This window comes from Bacteroides sp. PHL 2737 (assembly GCF_004115325.2).
In the GTDB taxonomy this organism is placed as follows: Bacteria; Bacteroidota; Bacteroidia; order Bacteroidales; family Bacteroidaceae; genus Bacteroides; species Bacteroides hominis.
Window position 1 is genome coordinate 3,304,092 of the sequence record NZ_CP040630.1, and the last position, 17,258, is coordinate 3,321,349.

The 17,258-nt window shown below is 41.1% G+C and carries 15 protein-coding genes and 1 tRNA gene; 7 read left to right on the forward strand and 9 right to left on the reverse strand.

Going from position 1 to position 17,258, the window contains the following annotated elements; all coding sequences use genetic code 11:
• Position 1 precedes the first annotated feature (1 nt).
• From DBK98_RS13480 to DBK98_RS13500, 5 genes are all read right to left on the reverse strand, one after another.
• On the reverse strand, positions 2–433 hold the full coding sequence (locus tag DBK98_RS13480; protein ID WP_080714509.1) for an RteC domain-containing protein: 432 nt from the start codon (positions 431–433) through the stop codon (positions 2–4).
• Entirely contained in the window at positions 390–671 is a 282-nt protein-coding gene (locus DBK98_RS13485) for a hypothetical protein (RefSeq protein WP_032535907.1), read from the reverse strand. The genes DBK98_RS13480 and DBK98_RS13485 overlap by 44 nt, the downstream gene beginning before the upstream one ends.
• A gap of 66 nt (positions 672–737) precedes the next feature.
• Positions 738–1,388: an HAD family hydrolase gene (locus tag DBK98_RS13490; RefSeq protein WP_032536112.1), complete on the reverse strand. Its 651-nt coding sequence runs from the start codon at positions 1,386–1,388 to the stop codon at positions 738–740.
• On the reverse strand, positions 1,385–1,990 hold the full coding sequence (locus DBK98_RS13495) for a sugar O-acetyltransferase (RefSeq protein WP_032536113.1): 606 nt from the start codon (positions 1,988–1,990) through the stop codon (positions 1,385–1,387). The genes DBK98_RS13490 and DBK98_RS13495 overlap by 4 nt, the downstream gene beginning before the upstream one ends.
• Before the next feature lie 13 nt (positions 1,991–2,003).
• Entirely contained in the window at positions 2,004–2,513 is a 510-nt protein-coding gene (locus DBK98_RS13500; RefSeq protein ID WP_007478802.1) for a nitroreductase family protein, read from the reverse strand.
• A 109-nt stretch (positions 2,514–2,622) separates the two neighbouring features.
• On the opposite strand from DBK98_RS13500, the gene DBK98_RS13505 reads away from it, so the two are divergent.
• The 4 genes from DBK98_RS13505 to DBK98_RS13520 all read left to right on the forward strand — a co-directional run bounded on the left by DBK98_RS13505 (position 2,623) and on the right by DBK98_RS13520 (position 4,603).
• Positions 2,623–3,465, forward strand: coding sequence for an AraC family transcriptional regulator (locus DBK98_RS13505; RefSeq protein ID WP_032536114.1), 843 nt, complete (start codon positions 2,623–2,625; stop codon positions 3,463–3,465).
• A gap of 196 nt (positions 3,466–3,661) precedes the next feature.
• Complete coding sequence (locus DBK98_RS13510) at positions 3,662–3,976, forward strand: helix-turn-helix domain-containing protein (RefSeq protein WP_032536115.1); 315 nt, start codon at positions 3,662–3,664, stop codon at positions 3,974–3,976.
• Positions 3,963–4,256: a DUF3876 domain-containing protein gene (locus DBK98_RS13515; RefSeq protein WP_032536116.1), complete on the forward strand. Its 294-nt coding sequence runs from the start codon at positions 3,963–3,965 to the stop codon at positions 4,254–4,256. Before DBK98_RS13510 ends, DBK98_RS13515 begins: the two co-directional genes overlap by 14 nt.
• 53 nt (positions 4,257–4,309) lie before the next feature.
• A complete protein-coding gene (locus DBK98_RS13520) occupies positions 4,310–4,603 on the forward strand; it encodes a helix-turn-helix domain-containing protein (protein ID WP_032536117.1) in 294 nt (97 codons plus the stop codon).
• 282 nt (positions 4,604–4,885) lie between these two features.
• Here DBK98_RS13520 and DBK98_RS13525 read toward each other — a convergent pair whose 3' ends face one another.
• A complete protein-coding gene (locus tag DBK98_RS13525) occupies positions 4,886–6,106 on the reverse strand; it encodes a site-specific integrase (protein ID WP_032536118.1) in 1,221 nt (406 codons plus the stop codon).
• A gap of 242 nt (positions 6,107–6,348) precedes the next feature.
• Positions 6,349–6,421, reverse strand: a tRNA-Lys gene (locus tag DBK98_RS13530).
• 116 nt (positions 6,422–6,537) lie between these two features.
• Between DBK98_RS13530 and ettA the strand changes: the two genes are divergently transcribed.
• The 3 genes from ettA (at position 6,538) to DBK98_RS13545 (ending at position 13,117) form a co-directional block, all read left to right on the forward strand.
• Positions 6,538–8,226, forward strand: coding sequence for an energy-dependent translational throttle protein EttA (gene ettA / locus DBK98_RS13535; protein WP_005776885.1), 1,689 nt, complete (start codon positions 6,538–6,540; stop codon positions 8,224–8,226).
• A gap of 195 nt (positions 8,227–8,421) precedes the next feature.
• Positions 8,422–11,211 carry a TonB-dependent receptor domain-containing protein gene (locus DBK98_RS13540; RefSeq protein ID WP_022011057.1) on the forward strand — a complete coding sequence of 930 codons (2,790 nt, stop codon included), beginning with the start codon at positions 8,422–8,424 and terminating at the stop codon, positions 11,209–11,211.
• A gap of 22 nt (positions 11,212–11,233) precedes the next feature.
• Positions 11,234–13,117: a choice-of-anchor J domain-containing protein gene (locus DBK98_RS13545; RefSeq protein ID WP_032536119.1), complete on the forward strand. Its 1,884-nt coding sequence runs from the start codon at positions 11,234–11,236 to the stop codon at positions 13,115–13,117.
• A gap of 217 nt (positions 13,118–13,334) precedes the next feature.
• On the opposite strand, the gene DBK98_RS13550 is transcribed toward DBK98_RS13545, so the two are convergent.
• Together DBK98_RS13550 and DBK98_RS13555 are read right to left on the reverse strand one after the other, a co-directional pair.
• Positions 13,335–14,420 (reverse strand): endonuclease/exonuclease/phosphatase family protein, encoded by a 1,086-nt coding sequence (locus DBK98_RS13550; protein ID WP_032536120.1) that lies wholly within the window; start codon positions 14,418–14,420, stop codon positions 13,335–13,337.
• A 149-nt stretch (positions 14,421–14,569) separates the two neighbouring features.
• Positions 14,570–17,257: an ATP-binding protein gene (locus DBK98_RS13555; protein ID WP_005805304.1), complete on the reverse strand. Its 2,688-nt coding sequence runs from the start codon at positions 17,255–17,257 to the stop codon at positions 14,570–14,572.
• Position 17,258 lies beyond the last annotated feature (1 nt).

Sequence of the window (17,258 nt, forward strand, 5' to 3'; positions counted from 1 at the left end):
TTTATAGATAGCCTTTCTTTTTACTTTCTTCGGCAATAGCTTTGCGAAGTGTATCTAAAAATTCAGTTACTTTAGATGGCTTGCGCTTTATGACGCTTTCGTGCTTCTTGTGAACATCTCCTAATTTGATATTAAAGAGGTGTTCAAATGCTCTCCCAATTTCTGTTAATGGAGATTTTGTTCCGGCATGGGTTACTACTCTTTGTGATAGGAATAGTCCACTAATCAACTCCATGATTTCAACTAGGTTGGTATTGTCGGTCAAATAGAGTGGTGAAGGTGGAAGGCTGTTTATTCTATTTTGAAATTGGCTGGGGTACTGAATTTTTAGATTCAGCAGTTCCATTTCTGCGGTAATAGTAGCCTGTACCTTTTGTATGAACAGCTTTTTAAGCGCATTTTTCCCCCTGCCCGTAAAGAGGTATTGTTTCAAGTAAAGCTATCTCGATACGGGTAGCTGCAAGAATTCGATAAGTAGTTGAATAATCATTTCCATTACTTATAGTTCTAATCTGTTCAACAAATTCGCCATAGGCTTCTTGCATTTCATTATTAGTTACTTCTTGTGAGGTTTCAGAGAATAGTCCGAACATCCTCATGTTTAACAATACATTCATAAGCATAATTTTAATGGTAAGTATTATATAGAAAGACTTAACGTTTGATTTCATGCTTTTATATTTCCAATAAATATCCATTATGCCAGAAAATACTAAAATCAATCTACGAATATGAATCTAAACTAAATGAGCTTCTTTCTTTAGAAAAGAATGAAGTGATTTGATAGAACTAAACACATATCCTTGATTTTCCTTTTCTAATTTCTTCATTTTTGAGAGTGAGGCTATCCATGCAGCAGATAAGCATTGTATTCCAACTTTACTACAAGCGGTAATATCGGAAAATTCATCTCCAACATATACCATTTCTGCTGGTTGGATATTATATTTTGACATTAGTTCCGTCATTGATTCTGCTTTTGTGTTTCTATCTGGCGATCCGATTGAAATACTATCAAAAAGAGCTTCCATTTCAAAATGGTGAAGCGTAATATCACAACTCCTTTGACCTTTACCTGTTATTAAAGATACAATAATTGAGTTCTTCTTCAATTCTGTTATCAATTCTCTTATCCCTGCAAATGGTTGAATGTAGACTGTGTGCATTTCTTTGTATTTCACATAAAAATCAATCAGAGCTTTTTCCCAATCTTCTGAAACGACCTCTTTAATCATTCCCTCTTCATTAAGTCCGAATGTTTTCACAATATCATCTTCTGACAATATTTTTGATGCATAGGGAGATACTGCCTGCTTAAAGGCTTCGATACACATTGGGATTGTATCGGCAATTGTACCATCCAAATCAAAAGCGACCAATTTTATCATAGTTTCTTAGTTTGATTGATTTGACGTATCACTTTACATGGATTTCCAACGGCTAAACTATTTGCCGGAATATCTTTTGTAACAACACTACCTGCTCCAATTACACTACCGTACCCAATTGTTATTCCGGGAAGGATTATTACACCTCCACCAATCCAGCATCCATCCTCAATTGTAATAGGCAAAGCGTAAGTGCGGCGAACTCGTTTTATTCCGTCTTCTGTTTCAACAGGTGCTAGCCGTTCATCTAAATCAATAGGGTGAGTTGCTGTATAAAGCTGAACATTAGGGGCAATGAGAACATTACTTCCGATAGTGATTTTATTACAATCCACAAAGGTACAACCAGTATTTACAGTAACATTATCCCCTATATGTATATTGCAGCCATAATCACAAATAAATGGACTGGCAACCGAAACTTTCATTCCGATACTACCTAGCATCTTTTTTAGCAAGCTGTGTTTTTCTTCTTTATCCTCATAAGGTAATGAATTATATTTCATTAATAACTTATGTGTTCGGGTCTTTAAATTCAAGAAAACTTGGTTATGACAATCATACCATTCACCAGCCAGACATTTTTCCATTTCTGTTTTCATAATTGTTACATTTTTATAAGATTGAAACTATTTCGGTTATATCTTTTCTTTTAGATGATTTTTCAGGTGGTTGTTTTACATAACCTAATGAAATAATTGCCACAGGGTACATATTGGGAGATAAATGAAGATTATCCTTTAGCATATCAGGATCGAAATTACATACCCAGCAGCTACCTAATCCTTGTTCTGCTGCGGCTAAACAAATATGTTCAGTCGCTATTGCTGCATCAATATCTGCATGGTTCTTATTGTCTGATTTTCTCACCCAAGATATTGAATTGTCAGCACAAACTACAATATAGAGTGGAGCTTCGGTAAACCATTCACGTGGATAAGATTGTTGAATCAGTAGTTTGGGTTTATTACTTTTTACGACAAAAAAGTGCCAAGGTTGATAGTTTACAGCAGAAGGAGCAAAACGGGCACATTCTAAAATGTAGTCGAGTTTTTCTTGCTCAATCATATCAGAAGAATAGTTTCTTGCTGAATAACGTTGTTTTGATAGTTCTAAAAAGTTCATAAGTAATCTAATTTTGATTTATGGCAAAGTTATACCTATTTTGTTCTAAATATAGGTATATATTTTCGCTATATTGGTATAATTCCGCTTTATGTGTTATATTTGAGGTATGAAAAAAGAAAATCTTCATCAACCATTTGAGATCAGCTTTAACGAGCATAGTGAATCGTTATTAACTGAGCATGAGCATACTTTTTTTGAACTAGTCTACATCTTAACAGGAACAGGTATTCAATGGATTAACAATAGTATGTTCCCATATCATGATGGACACTTGTTCTTGATAACTCCAAATGATTCTCATTCCTTTGAGATTCACACAACTACAAAATTCATTAACATCAAGTTTAATGACATCTATATACATTCAGCCATATTTGGTTCAGAGAACATCCAGAGATTGGAATTTATTTTACAACATGCAAATCATCAACCGGGTTGCATCCTTAGAAATAAGGTGGATAAGTTATTAGTGAAACCAATGATTGAAGCAATTATTCGGGAGTATGTAAATAGGAATCTGTATAATAAAGAGATTATCACGCAGTTGATAAATACTATAATTATTGTTGTGGCAAGAAATATAGCTATGTTTTTACCTCAACAAGTCGATGAATGTTCAGATGATAAGTCTCTCGATATTCTTCAATATATCCAAGCAAATATCTATCAAACAGGTAAAATTAGGGCAAAAGAAATCAGTCAGCATTTTGGTATATCTGAAAGTTACTTGGGACGTTATATAAAAAAGCACACCAACGAAACAATGCAGCAATACATATTAAGCTATAAGCTAAAATTGGTCGAAAGCAGATTGTTACATAGTCAAATGAGAATAAATGAGATTGCCGAAGAACTAGGATTTACCGATGAAAGCCATTTGAGTAAATTCTTTAGAAAAAACAAAGGCTGTAGTCCTTCAAGTTTCAGAAAAAATAATAAGGCAATATGATGCGTATCTATTCTTAATCTAATATGTTTCAGCGATAACATATATACTATTTATCTGTTTTCTTATTTCAATAAGAAGCCTGTAATAGTCAAATGCCACCACTTCCAGACAGTTTTTAAAACGTCTCTTGATTCTTCTTTCATTTGCCGATGAAAATAGAATCAACACGTTTTATAAACCATTTAAAAGAGAAAGTATGGAAGTAGTAACCATTGAAAAGAGAACCTTTTCGTATGTCTGCGAACGGTTCACCGAGTTTGCCAAACGAATAGAAAGTTTGTGCAGCACTCATACCCAGAAAGTAGAAAACTGGCTGGATAGTCAAGAAGTGTGCCTGTTGTTAGGTTTTAGCAAACGAACATTGCAATATTACCGAAGCAGTGGACGACTGGCTTATTCTCAAATAGGGAGCAAGATTTATTATAAGTCTTCCGATATTGAAAGAATTATTGCGGACAGTGAAACACAAAATCAATTACCCAAACAAATTATGCCTTATGAAAAGAACTAAAGAAGATTACCCGTCCTTCAACCTGTTTTCCATTGTCGGCACATGGGAAAGCGTTAATCTGAATCCTACGATAATCATTTATCGGAGCGATAAAGAGTACCTTCTTTCTATTATATATGTATCGGAAACAACCAAACAGGCTTCGCCTGCTACTTATGAGATACAGCAAGATGGTAGCCAGTATTTTATTGCTGCTGCATCCAAACGGCTCTATGTAGATTATGATCCGGCAAAAGATGTACTTAGTATTTCATCACTTGGTGACTATCTGCGCAACTAATCAGCCATATAGCAATCTTGAAATCAAGATTTCAATAAAACAATCTTTCAATCATGGAATTAATAAATAAAGATACCCCACAAGTCAAAGAATTTATTTCTTTGCTTGATTCGATGCTGAACGGCATTGAGTCTATAGTCAAGCATTACAAGCCCCACCTGAACGGGGAACGCTTTCTTTCCAACCATGAAGTTTCCAAGAAACTGAATGTCAGTTTGCGAACCCTGCAAGAATGGCGAGATACAGGTCTAATCCCCTTTATCCAGATAAAAGGTAAAATCATCTACCGTCAGAGTGATATTGATAAACTGTTCCAAAAGCACTACTTTGAAAGTTGGAAAGAGTAACCTGCCAAGCCCAAAACATTGTTTTTCGGAATTTAATTTGAATCATTGACTTTCTCGGTGAAGTATTTAGTCTGTGCAAGTCTTTAGATGAAAATACGCTCGAACATAGTGAGAGGAAGATTTTCATCTAAACCGAAGGCTCGGACTTGAACAGGCTAAATACGGAACTTACCTTTGTCAATGCTTCATATTGAGTTCTGGAAAACTTACTATAAAAGAAAAGGATTGAGAAAATGAAATTCATTCTTCCCAATCCTTTTTCAATATTAGCTACTATCTTTATTATATAGCCAATTCTGACAGGCAGCTATTTACTTTTTGCATATCCTTGAAAATATTCTGATCCAATACCCTTGCATAGTGTTTTGTTACGCTTGTATCTGCATGACCTAACATCTTAGCAACATTCTCCATGCTCACGCCATTTGCAAGGCAAATGCTTGTGGCATAGCTATGACGGGCCGTGTGAGTGCTAAGATTTTTATGAATTCCGCATACATCGGCAATCTCTTTCAAGTAACTGTTCATGCGCTGATTACTCAATACTGGCAATAGTTTTCCGGTACACTCTGCCACATCCTTATATTTATCAAGTATGGAAGCTGCCACTGGTAACATAGGAATGTTACACATGATTTTTGTCTTTTGGCGATTCTTCCTTATCCAAAGCTCTCCTTTGTTGTCTTTTACCAAGTGTTCAGGTGATAAGTCTTTTACATCACTGAACGCCAAACCGGTAAAAATGCAAAAAACAAAAACATCCCGTACCTGTTCTACTCGCTTAATGGTGAACTCTTTGGCAAGAATGATTTTAATTTCGTCCATCGTCAGAAATTCAGGATCTGTTTCTTCCAGTTTGAAGCGGTAGTAAGCAAACGGATCTTTCTTTATCCAGTCGTTTTCCAAAGCAATGCGGATAATCTTCTTCAAGTTCTTCAATCGGGTGATAGCAGAGTTCTGCGCACAACCCTTTTCAATCTTCAAAAAAGCATCGAACTTAGAAATGAAGTTGGCTTCCAAGTTATTCAGAGCAATATCCGATAGCTGGTATTCTTTCTTAATGAATTCTTCCAAATATCGGGTAGTGGTTTCATACCGTTGAACAGTCTTGCTTACAAAGTCTTTGCCGATCAGCTTACGACTTTGTTCGTTATGCTCCCTGAATACCTGCAATAGTGTTTTGTTATCTTCGTCCACACCATAAAACAACTTTCTCACAAGATCAACAGTGATCACCTTGCCGGAAGTTTCCAATTCTCTATAAATTTGGTGTATGCGAGAACGTGTGATTTCCAAGTAGTGGTTCAGTTCCACCGACATGCGGTCTTTGCCTTTTGAATTCTCTTTTGCCTGATTCCATAGGTTTACGGGACAACTTCTTTTGATAGAAATATCTACCATACAGCCGTTTACAGTGATTCTCATGCACACAGGCGCTTCTCCGTTCTTTAATAACTTGGCTTTTTTGATAAAGAACAAAACAGAAAATGATTTTCTAGCCATTTTTACATCGTTTTTAGAGTTACAAAACTATGTATTCTCTTCCAAAGTACGACCATGCAAAATACTATGAATCAGTGAGAAAGATGCAAATTCGTGGGACTTTTTCGAACTAAATTTTAGTCCCACGATTTATCCACCGATAATATGCTTGAAACAGCTATTTTCTGCTACCTGCCAGAAAAAGGAAATCCCTGATAATGTCTGACTATCAGGGATTTGCTTGATTTTTCTTTTGTTTTCAGTGATCCGCCTGGGGCTCGAACCCAGGACCCCAACATTAAAAGTGTTGTGCTCTACCTGCTGAGCTAGCGAATCAATCCTTTATTGCTGTTAAGCGGGTGCAAAGATAGAGCTATTTTTTATAATTGCAAATAAATTCCGAACATTTTTGTTATCTTTGTGCCATAAATATCAATACACATTATTTATATATGGCTGACGATAAAAAAATAATTTTCTCGATGGTGGGAGTAAGCAAAGCTTTCCAACCTAACAAGAATGTGCTAAAAGACATTTATCTTTCTTTCTTCTATGGAGCTAAGATTGGTATTATCGGTCTCAACGGTTCGGGTAAATCTACTTTGCTGAAGATTATTGCCGGTCTGGAGAAGTCTTATCAGGGAGAGGTGGTTTTTTCTCCCGGATATTCAGTAGGCTATCTGGCACAGGAGCCTTATCTGGATAACACTAAAACAGTGAAAGAAATCGTAATGGAAGGTGTGCAACCCATTGTTGATGCACTGAACGAATACGAAGAAATTAATCAGAAGTTCGGTTTGCCTGAATATTATGAAGATCAGGACAAGATGGATCAGCTTTTTGCACGGCAAGGAGAGTTGCAGGATATTATTGATGCGACGGATGCCTGGAATCTGGATAGTAAACTGGAACGTGCAATGGATGCTCTTCGTTGTCCGCCCGAAGATCAGTCTGTGGCTAATCTTTCGGGTGGTGAACGTCGCCGTGTGGCGCTTTGCCGCTTGTTATTGCAAAAACCTGATATTTTATTGCTCGACGAGCCGACCAACCATTTGGATGCTGAGTCTATCGACTGGTTGGAACAGCATTTGCAGCAATACGAAGGTACGGTAATTGCTGTGACACACGACCGTTATTTCCTTGACCATGTGGCCGGATGGATTCTTGAACTTGACCGTGGCGAAGGTATCCCCTGGAAGGGTAATTATTCCAGCTGGCTGGAGCAGAAAACCAAACGGATGGAAATGGAAGAGAAAACTGCCAGCAAACGTCGCAAAACTCTGGAACGTGAGCTCGAATGGGTACGTATGGCACCCAAGGCACGTCAGGCTAAGGGCAAAGCCCGTTTGAACTCGTACGATAAATTGCTGAACGAAGACGTGAAAGAAAAAGAAGAGAAACTGGAAATCTTCATACCGAACGGTCCTCGTTTGGGTAATAAGGTGATCGAGGCTAAACATGTGGCTAAAGCTTACGGTGATAAACTGTTGTTTGACGATCTCAACTTCATGCTTCCTCCTAATGGTATTGTGGGAGTTATCGGTCCGAATGGTGCCGGAAAAACAACTCTTTTCCGTTTGATTATGGGACTGGAAACAGTTGATAAGGGTGAATTTGAAGTAGGGGAGACCGTGAAGGTGGCTTACGTAGACCAGCAACATAAAGATATTGATCCGAATAAGAGTGTTTATCAGGTAATTTCCGGCGGAAATGATTTGATCCGCATGGGAGGGCGTGACATTAACGCACGCGCCTATCTTTCACGCTTCAACTTTTCGGGTGCTGATCAGGAAAAGCTTTGTGGAGTACTTTCCGGTGGTGAGCGTAATCGCTTGCACCTTGCCATGGCATTGAAGGAAGAAGGAAATGTATTATTGCTCGACGAGCCGACCAATGATATTGATGTCAATACCTTGCGTGCACTTGAAGAAGGTTTGGAAGATTTCGCCGGTTGTGCCGTTGTGATTTCGCATGACCGTTGGTTTCTCGATCGAATCTGTACTCATATTCTTGCTTTTGAAGGCGATTCGAACGTGTTCTATTTTGAAGGTTCTTACTCGGAATACGAAGAGAATAAATTGAAACGGCTTGGCAACGAAGAGCCTAAGCGCGTGAGATATAGAAAGCTGATAGCTGACTAATACTTAACAATGTGTAAGCCCCGCAAATTAATTGCGGGGCTTTTTTGTTTCATAGAGCTATAATATGTTTATCTCTCTTAAAAAATTGTAGCATCTTTGTAATGTATATATAAAGAATATTAATTACCTTTGTGCTCCAAAACGTTTATTTACAATTTATTAATTAACAAGTTCTATTAACTAACAAAGAGAATTATGAGAAGACATCTAATTCATTTCCTGCTGGTTGCAGTACTGACGGTATGCTCTGCCGCTACGGCTATTGCCCAGGTAACAGTGAAAGGTCAAGTTGTGGATGCGGAAACAGGTGAGCCATTGATTGGTGCAGCCGTAACGATTGTCGGTACTACCCAAGGTAGTGTGACTAACCTGGATGGTGAGTTTACACAGAAAGCTGCCTCCGGTTCGACACTGCTTATCAAGTACCTTGGCTACAAAGACTTCAGTAAGAAGATCACCCACAAAGGGGGTACTGAAGATTTGGGCGTGATTAAAATGGCACCGGATGCAATGGTATTGAACGACGTTATCATTACATCTTCCGTTGCTGTTTCGCGTAAAACTCCGGTAGCTGTATCAACAGTTGACCCCGTCTTTATCGAAGAAAAACTCGGAACGCAGGAATTTCCTGAAGTTCTGAAGTCAACTCCGGGTATCTATGCAACTAAGCAAGGTGGTGGTTTTGGTGACTCCAAAGTAAACATACGTGGTTTCAAGACTGAGAACTCTGCTATGATGATTAATGGTGTTCCGATGAATGATATGGAGTGGGGTGGTATCTACTGGTCTAACTGGGCCGGTTTGAGTGATGTGACTCGTAGCATGCAGGTACAGCGTGGTTTGGGTGCGTCAAAGGTAGCAGCTCCTTCTGTGGGTGGTTCTATCAACATCGTGACAAATACAGTTGATGCCAATAAGGGCGGTTTCGTATCTTATGGTATGGGTAATGACGGATTAAACAAGATCCTGTTCAAGGTATCTACCGGATTGACTAAGTCAGGTTGGGCTATGACCCTTTTGGGAGGTAAGACCTGGGCAGATGGTTATATCCAGGGAACCGACTACGAGGCTTATAACTGGTTTGTGAATATCACAAAACGTTTCAACGACAATCATCAATTGTCATTTACTGCTTTTGCTGCTCCTCAGTGGCACAATCAGCGTGGAAATAAAGACGGACTTACTATCGAGGGATGGCAAGAAGTTGCTAAAAACTATATGAATGGTGAAAAGCCTTATCGTTATAATCCTACTTACGGTTTTGGATTGAATGGACAAAGAAAATCATCTGCATATAATGTATATAATAAACCTCAGTTGTCGTTGAACCACTTATGGCAGATTAATGATAAATCAAGCTTAAGTACAGCCTTGTATGCTTCTATCGGTCGTGGATATGGTTATTCCGGTCAGGGATTGACCAGTGCTGATCGTAGCAACTGGTATGGTAGTAACAGTGGAAAGCTGAATATGACATTCCGTAAAGCTGACGGAACATTTGCTTATGATGAAATCTATGCTCTGAACGAAGCCAGCGAGAACGGTTCGGTTATGGCTATGTCGAAGTCTAAGAACTTCCATAACTGGTATGGTCTGCTCTCTACTTATACAACCAAGATTGGTGACTATTTTGATTTTTATGGTGGTATAGACTACCGTTATTATAAAGGTACGCATACGAATGAATTGGTTGACCTCTATGGTGGTGACTTTTATGTAGATTCCAGTTCAAGAACCAATGTGCTTACTTCCAACAATGCCGCTGCTGCTGCCGGTTCGGCATTCGTAAATCAGAAGTTGAAAGTGGGTGATGTGGTTTATCGTGACTACGATGGTTATGTAATGTCTGAAGGTGTGTTTGCCCAGGGTGAATACAACAGAGATAAGCTGAGTGCTTTCATTTCCGGTTCGGTTTCTAATACCGGTTACTGGCGTTATGACCGCTTCTATTATGACAAGGCACACGCTAAATCAAAAACCACCAACTTTATCGGATGGAATGCAAAAGGAGGTTTGAATTATAACCTTACCGAAAATCATAACGTTTTTGCTAATATCGGTTATATCAGCCGTGCTCCTTTCTTCTCGGGCGGTGCTTTTCTGAATTCAACTACCAGCAATGCGACTAATCCGGATGCAGTAAACGAAAAAGTTTTCTCTTTCGAAATCGGATATGGTTACCGTTCAACGTATTTGACGGTGAATGTCAATGCTTACCACACTCGCTGGATGGATAAGACTACTACTCGTTCGCAAGATATTAATAATTACTACGAAGGTAGTCTTAGCGAGCCTTATGATGCAAGTAAGCTGGTTTCTACCAAATCTGTTATCAATATGCAAGGTGTAAACGCCTTACACCAGGGTGTTGAACTTGATTTTGTTGCAAGACCTTTCCAATGGCTGGATTTGAGCGGTATGTTCTCTATCGGTAACTGGCGCTGGGATAGCAATGCATCAGGAAGTTTCACTGTTGAAGGTCAATTTGTAAACAGTGCATCTATTAAGGGAAATGATGGTAAGGATATAACAGTTCTTGTTAATGCCGCAGCCAATGGGTTGGAACCGGGTACAATGAAACTGAACCTGAAAGATGTGAAAGTGGGAGGATCGGCACAGACTACTGCTGCTTTGGGTGCTACTTTCAAGATTGATAAGGCCATTCGTCTGGGTATCGACTGGAATTTATACGCACGTAACTATGCTGACTGGGCATTAACCTCAAACGACCTGGTGATGAACAGTGAAAAAGACTTTTCTACTCCCTGGCGTATTCCGTCAGCAAGCACATTCGACTTGAACGCAAGTTATAAATTCAATTTTGGTAAGTTGAATGCAGTGCTGTCAGGTAACGTGAACAACTTATTCGACCAGACTTATATTTCTGATGCTACAGATGGTAGCAATCACGACTGGAAGACCGCTTATAATGTGTTCTACGGATTTGGCCGTACTTATAGCTTGAGATTAAAAGTTAATTTCTAATCTAAAACAGGAAGTTTAAATTATGAATAGAAATCTATTAATGCCTGTAGCGGTATCGTTGATTCTGCTGTCCGGCTGTAAATATAATGATGACAACTTCGAAGGATTGGACGAGATGACCCAACCGACGAATTTGATGAAGATAGAATATACGCTGACTGATGCTGATTATGCAACTATCAGTACGAACTCTACTAATAAAGATATCGCCAAAGCAGGTGGTGTATCTAAAGATCTTGAGAACATCAAGACCAATCTTTATCTGACAGAGAAGATTACAGGAGCCACCTATATCCCTGCTTTCTTGCTTGATAAGTATTACACCGCCGATAAGGGCTCGAGTGCAAAGATTACTTATAAGTACAAAGAAGCGATGTCTTCTTTGCTGTCTGAGTATGCTTCGGTGAAATATCTGAAACCGACGGATGCCGAATACAAGTTGGTTTATGGTGAGGATGCGTTTGCGCCTTATCTGAATGAAAAGACTGAAGGCCAAATGTATAAGATATTGAACGAGAAGTTTAAAGATGCTGAAAAAGGAACTGCTGTTTTCGTTGACTATAAGTTGGGCGAGGGACAGTTGGAGAATCCGTTGATGTGGCAGGATTTTGAAGCACTTCCTACCGGAGACTTAACTGAGCTGAAAGGCTGGTTTCTCAGTTCTGTTGGTGGAACCGAGTGGAAAGTGACTTCTTATGATGATAATCAGTATGTGCAATACTCGGCCAATAAGATGGAAGGTGAATGTATAGCTTGGATGGTTACCCCTGCTGTTTCTGTTGTTGCCGGTGATTATCTTGGTTTTGATGTAACTGTGGGTTATTACAATGCCAACTGTCTGTCAGTGCTTATCTCAGAAGATTTTGATGGTAAAGATGTTAAAGCTGCTCACTGGACTGACGTAACTTCGGATTTCAACATCCCTACCAAGCCGACAAGCGGTTACGGTACATTTGCATCTGCCGGTAAGATGTCTTTATCAGCTTATGCGGGCAAGAAGGTTTATGTAGCCTTTAAGTATGTAGGTGATGGTGCCAATAAAAAGACTACTACTTATCAGATTGATAACATCATGGTAGGTACTTCTATCCCGGCTAACAGTCTTTCTACTCCTGCTTACGCAGTGAAAGTGTACGATGGTAAGAGCTGGAAGGATAAGAACAATAACGTATATGTTCCCACATTTGCCGATTATGGAGATATGGGACAGAGCAAACGTTACTTTACTTCTGATGTTCCGGCTGTGAATTATCTGCCTGCTTATTTGTCTAAGATGGTGGCATATCCTGTTGATGGCGATGCACGTGTAGTAGTTTACAGATTCTATAACGGCAAAGCTTTGAATATCTACAGTGATGAATACACTTATTCTGCCGAAAAAGCGAGATGGGAGTTGAATACACGTATTGTTGATAAGACAGAGCAGTTTGTACTGTCTGACGGTAAGTGGAACTTTGACCCGAGTACAGTAATCACGTTGAAGGCTGAGAAGGGTAATGCGGAGTCTGCTGCGTTCTATCAGGCCATCACCGATTGGGTGAAAGAGAACCATCCTGAGTATGTGACTTCATACGGTAACAACGATTATTATTATGGTGGTTCGGCTTACAATAACAATTTCGACTTCCGTCCCTCCGCATGGAAGGCACAAAGTGCTTCCGCTTATGGCTCGATGTCAGATGCCGATCTTACTAAGTTGATGTTCGAACGTTTGCCAGAAGCATTCCTTCCGGGATTGAAAGCAATCTACGGCAGTGCTGATGTGGTAGAAGGCGTAGATGTGTTCTATACAATTAACTTCGCCATTTACGACGGTTCTTCTACCACACAATATACCATTAAGTATAAAGTGACAGGTAAAGGACAGTTTGAATATGTTGCAGACTCTTTGAAGAAAGTAGAATAAGGAAACTAATTCATTTATAATAAGAAAGGCCGCTCTGAGTAATCAGGACGGCCTTCTTTTATATTATAACGAGAGAGTTATGGGGGTGAAACGCACCACAGAGGACGCAGAGTAACATAGAGTGAGCTTAATTCGTTGATTATTAATATTTTTAATCTATGGTATCTGTGATAATCTGTGTGATCTGTGGTGAAAAGGCATTTTGATACACTCCCGTTTACATCTTCACCTCCATCACTACCGGATTATGATCACTGCACAAATCGAGGTCAGGCGAATAGTAGTCTACCCCTTTAAATTCTTTGGAATGGAAAATATAGTCGATTCTCAGCAGGCGTTTAAAGTACCGGAACGTATACATGTACCCATGTCCGCAAGTCTGGAATCCGTCTTGAAGATTGTCACCTTTCACGGTACTGTATGTGTAGGACGATGGGAGAGAGTTAAAGTCACCGCAAACCAGTATAGGGTAGGGGGTGGTGCGGATTAATTGTTCCAAAGTCTTTGCCTGTGCCGCACGTTTCCTGAAGTTCTCGTTGAGTCCCTCCAACAATTGCCTGGCCGCTGCTTCCTCTCTGCCTGTCAGTTCGTTTTTAGCCAGTTCCCTTTCCAGTCTGCGCTTATTTTGGCTGACCTCCGTTGTTTGCAGGTGGTTATTGAAAACACGAACCGTTTGTCCGTCTACGTCCAGGTCGCACCACATACTGCAATTCCTTGAGTCCGGATAAGTGATCAGTTTGCTGTCCTTCACCGGATATTTGCTGAATAAAGCTATCTGCAGGATGGAGATGCTGTCCGGAGCTTGCGGGATAATGACGTATTGCCAGTTTGCAAAAGTGTTTCGTATGCTGTCTGCGGTGAAATATCGGTTAGCGGCAAACTCTTGAAGACAGACGATGTCCACTTGATGCTCTTCCATGTATTTCGCGATTTCTTTGCACGAGTACCCCGATTGCTCGTTACCGAAACTGTCTACGTTATACGTTGCTATTTTCAAAGTTTTTCCACCTCCTTTTTCCGCCGGAAAGGGTGGTTGGAATATCCGTCCCAGATATTGCCAGTTGGCAGCTATGGCTATCAGCGGAATGACTATCCAGAACCGGCGGCGTATGCCCCAATAGATGGCCGCAGCGAGGTTGATTAACAAGAGCCCCGACAGCAAGAGCCCGATGAAAGGTATTAAAGTCGAACTTTCCGGGGGAACATGCCCGGCAAATGCACCGGTGACGGTGACACCAGCCAAAGCAAAAGTCAGTGCGACAGAGGTATAATAAAATAATTTGGATACGGCTTTCTTTCCCATTGTTTTAAATTCTGCATTTTAGTCCACCATAAGTTCACCACAGAGGACACAGAGTTCACAGAGGAAGAATTTAAGATCTTTCTATAAACCTGGAAAATAAAAACTCCGTGTCCTCTGTGTCCTCTGTGGTGAACTTGTGGTGAGGTTCTTTATCTCAACCATTTCTTTATCATCTCCTTCAGCTTTTCCTGAGCAATCGGTTTCGAGATGAAATCGTTGCATCCTGCCTCTTCGGCAGCTTTCCGGTCATATTCATAAGCATAAGCACTCTGTGCGATGATAGGTACATCTGCGGACAATTGCCGGATGATCCTGGTAGCCTCCAGCCCATCCAGATTGGGCATTTTTATATCCATTAATATCAGGTCCGGTTCCGCTTCATCGTACATGGTTACAGCTTCCATGCCATCTCTGGCACGTACCAGGTGGTATTTCCTGCCCAGGATCGCATTTAGCAAGTCATAATTGCTGTCGGTATCTTCTGCTATCAGGATGGTAGCCTTATCGGTTTCCGCCTCCGTTACTTCCATGGATTTACGTTCCTCCTTGCTTCCCGCCGGCTCTTTTGTCCGGTCGTCGGCTTCCGGATATTGCCGGTTGTCGGTTTCTCCGTCCCGATGTTCTTCCTTATCGGCCTTCACATCTTGCATTGCGCTTTCCAGAGGTAGCCAGAAGGTAAATGTAGTACCTGTCCCCACTTCCGAAGAAACGGATATTTCTCCTCCCAGACGTTCGATGATAGTCTTGCATATCGACAGTCCCAACCCCGTGCCCTGAGCAAAGTTATTGAGCTTGGCAAAGCGCTGAAACACCCGTCCCAACTTCTCCGGTTCGATGCCCAGTCCGGTGTCTTTTACGTAAAACACCACTTTTTCGGCTTCTTGCCTGTAGCCGTAGCTCACGCTGCCTTGTGTCGTGAACTTAAATGCATTTCCTATCAGGTTAGAGAATACCTGGAAAATCCGGTTCTTGTCCGAGTGAATGCTCAAAGCTTCGTCCGGCGAGTCGAATTTCAGTTCCACTCCTTGCGGGCAGCGGAACACATGTGCATCATGAATCTCTTTGCAAAGCGTGTGCAGCTTTACCGGTCCGTAAGTGAACTCCACGATGCCCGATTCTATTTTCGACAGATCCAGTATTTCATTGATCAGTTGCAGCAACCGTTCGTTGTTGGCATCCACTATTTCATAATATTCTTTTCGCTCTTCCGGGTTTTCGCTCTCCGAGATGATGCGTGAGAATCCTACGATGGCGTTGAGCGGTGTCCGTATTTCGTGGCTCATATTGGCAAGAAAGGCCGACTTCAGTTTATCCGACGTCTCTGCTTTCTCTTTCGATTCCATCAGTTCGCGGCGCATCAGTTCCAGCTGAGTAATGTCCCACTCGATGCTGACAATGATGGGCGAGAAGTCTTCACTTTCTACTATGATTTTTTGTTTGTCCAGAATCAGCAGATTGCCATTTTTGTCTTTACCTTCCATGATCCAGTGCATCCCTTTTCCGGTATTGGCAATTTCCATGTCCTCTTTCCGTTTCTGCTGTGCCATTTCCAGCGGATAATAATCGAAATCGTTCATACCGATGGCGTTTTCCGCGCTGATATCCCGGTTATACGATTCCCGGTTTCGGTAGATATACCGGAAATCATTCTCTATATCCTTCACAACGATCCCCGCCGGGAGGTTTTCCATCGTGGTATCCATGATGCGGTTGAGCCGTTTTATCTGCGATTCGTACCGTATACGTTCCGATATGTCGTGTGTAAACGACCAAAAGGTTTCTTCTCCGTCATCCGTTGTCACGCTGTACATCGTACCCTCAAACGCCAATGTGCTTTTATCATGCTTCAGCGGGTGGTAGGCCAGGAAGTTGAAATTCTGTCCTTCCCGTATGCTGTGGTAACGTTCTTCCCAATCCTTCGGACTGTCCATGTCGCCTACAATGTCGAAAATCCGTATTTGCGATAGGTCCGCCTGTTCCGCGATCCGGTGGTTGAGCCTGAACTGTCTGTTGGCAAATATCAGCGTGCCGTCTTTCCGTGCCGCATAAATACTTTCTTTGGCATTGTTGATGGCATGCGTCAGCGTGTTGATGTCATTCCTCTTCCGCTGGATGTCCGTAATGTTCTGTATATATCCTTCCAGAATGATGTTACCGTCTTCTTCTTCACCCCTCAGGTAGCATTGCTGGCGCATATAGTATACCTGTCCTTCCAGCAGAATGCGGTATTCGATGTACTCCTTTACCAGTTTACGGCGGTTTGCCTCCATCCATGTGTTCACGGCAGGCAGATCTTCGCTCAGAATGGTCTCGTAATAATCCTGAAAGTTGATGCTCCGCTCTTCTTCCGTACATACTATTCCGTTGTATCCCCGATAATAGAATGTCTTTTCGCGCGATGAATATTTCCATTGCCCTATCTGTGCCGCTTTTTGTATCTCTTTCAGTTCGTAATTCGTACGTTCCAGTTGCAGCTTTACGTTGCTCCGTGCCGTGATGTCTCGATATTGGCACAACACCTTGTCGCCGTCATACGGCTGCATGATGCATTTGAAGTAGTACGTTTCGCCTCCTTCCAACGGCAGCCTGTAGTTGCGGTTCACCGTTATCCCCTGTTGGGTCACCCGGCGGAAGTCCGGCAGCAGTTTCTGGAAGGTATGGTCGGGAAGCAGATTGAACAGATTTTTTCCCAAGAGCCTGTCTTCTTGCAGAAACCACAAATCGCTGTGCGGGTCGATGTCCAGACACGTGCCGTTTTTGTCCACCAAGATCAGTGTGTCAGCTGTCAGTTGCAATATCTTATGGGCATTGTTTACGTCATGCAGTATTCTATCCATG

Excerpts from the sequence above, each read along its gene's own strand:
- DBK98_RS13485 (WP_032535907.1), bottom strand. The coding sequence starts at position 671 with ATGAAATCAAACGTTAAGTCTTTCTATATAATACTTACCATTAAAATT.
- DBK98_RS13490 (WP_032536112.1), bottom strand. The coding sequence starts at position 1,388 with ATGATAAAATTGGTCGCTTTTGATTTGGATGGTACAATTGCCGATACA.
- DBK98_RS13495 (WP_032536113.1), bottom strand. The coding sequence starts at position 1,990 with ATGAAAACAGAAATGGAAAAATGTCTGGCTGGTGAATGGTATGATTGT.
- DBK98_RS13500 (WP_007478802.1), bottom strand. The coding sequence starts at position 2,513 with ATGAACTTTTTAGAACTATCAAAACAACGTTATTCAGCAAGAAACTAT.
- DBK98_RS13505 (WP_032536114.1), top strand. The coding sequence starts at position 2,623 with ATGAAAAAAGAAAATCTTCATCAACCATTTGAGATCAGCTTTAACGAG.
- DBK98_RS13510 (WP_032536115.1), top strand. The coding sequence starts at position 3,662 with ATGGAAGTAGTAACCATTGAAAAGAGAACCTTTTCGTATGTCTGCGAA.
- DBK98_RS13515 (WP_032536116.1), top strand. The coding sequence starts at position 3,963 with ATGAAAAGAACTAAAGAAGATTACCCGTCCTTCAACCTGTTTTCCATT.
- DBK98_RS13520 (WP_032536117.1), top strand. The coding sequence starts at position 4,310 with ATGGAATTAATAAATAAAGATACCCCACAAGTCAAAGAATTTATTTCT.
- DBK98_RS13525 (WP_032536118.1), bottom strand. The coding sequence starts at position 6,106 with ATGGCTAGAAAATCATTTTCTGTTTTGTTCTTTATCAAAAAAGCCAAG.
- ettA (WP_005776885.1), top strand. The coding sequence starts at position 6,538 with ATGGCTGACGATAAAAAAATAATTTTCTCGATGGTGGGAGTAAGCAAA.
- DBK98_RS13540 (WP_022011057.1), top strand. The coding sequence starts at position 8,422 with ATGAGAAGACATCTAATTCATTTCCTGCTGGTTGCAGTACTGACGGTA.
- DBK98_RS13545 (WP_032536119.1), top strand. The coding sequence starts at position 11,234 with ATGAATAGAAATCTATTAATGCCTGTAGCGGTATCGTTGATTCTGCTG.
- DBK98_RS13550 (WP_032536120.1), bottom strand. The coding sequence starts at position 14,420 with ATGGGAAAGAAAGCCGTATCCAAATTATTTTATTATACCTCTGTCGCA.
- DBK98_RS13555 (WP_005805304.1), bottom strand. The coding sequence starts at position 17,257 with ATGGATAGAATACTGCATGACGTAAACAATGCCCATAAGATATTGCAA.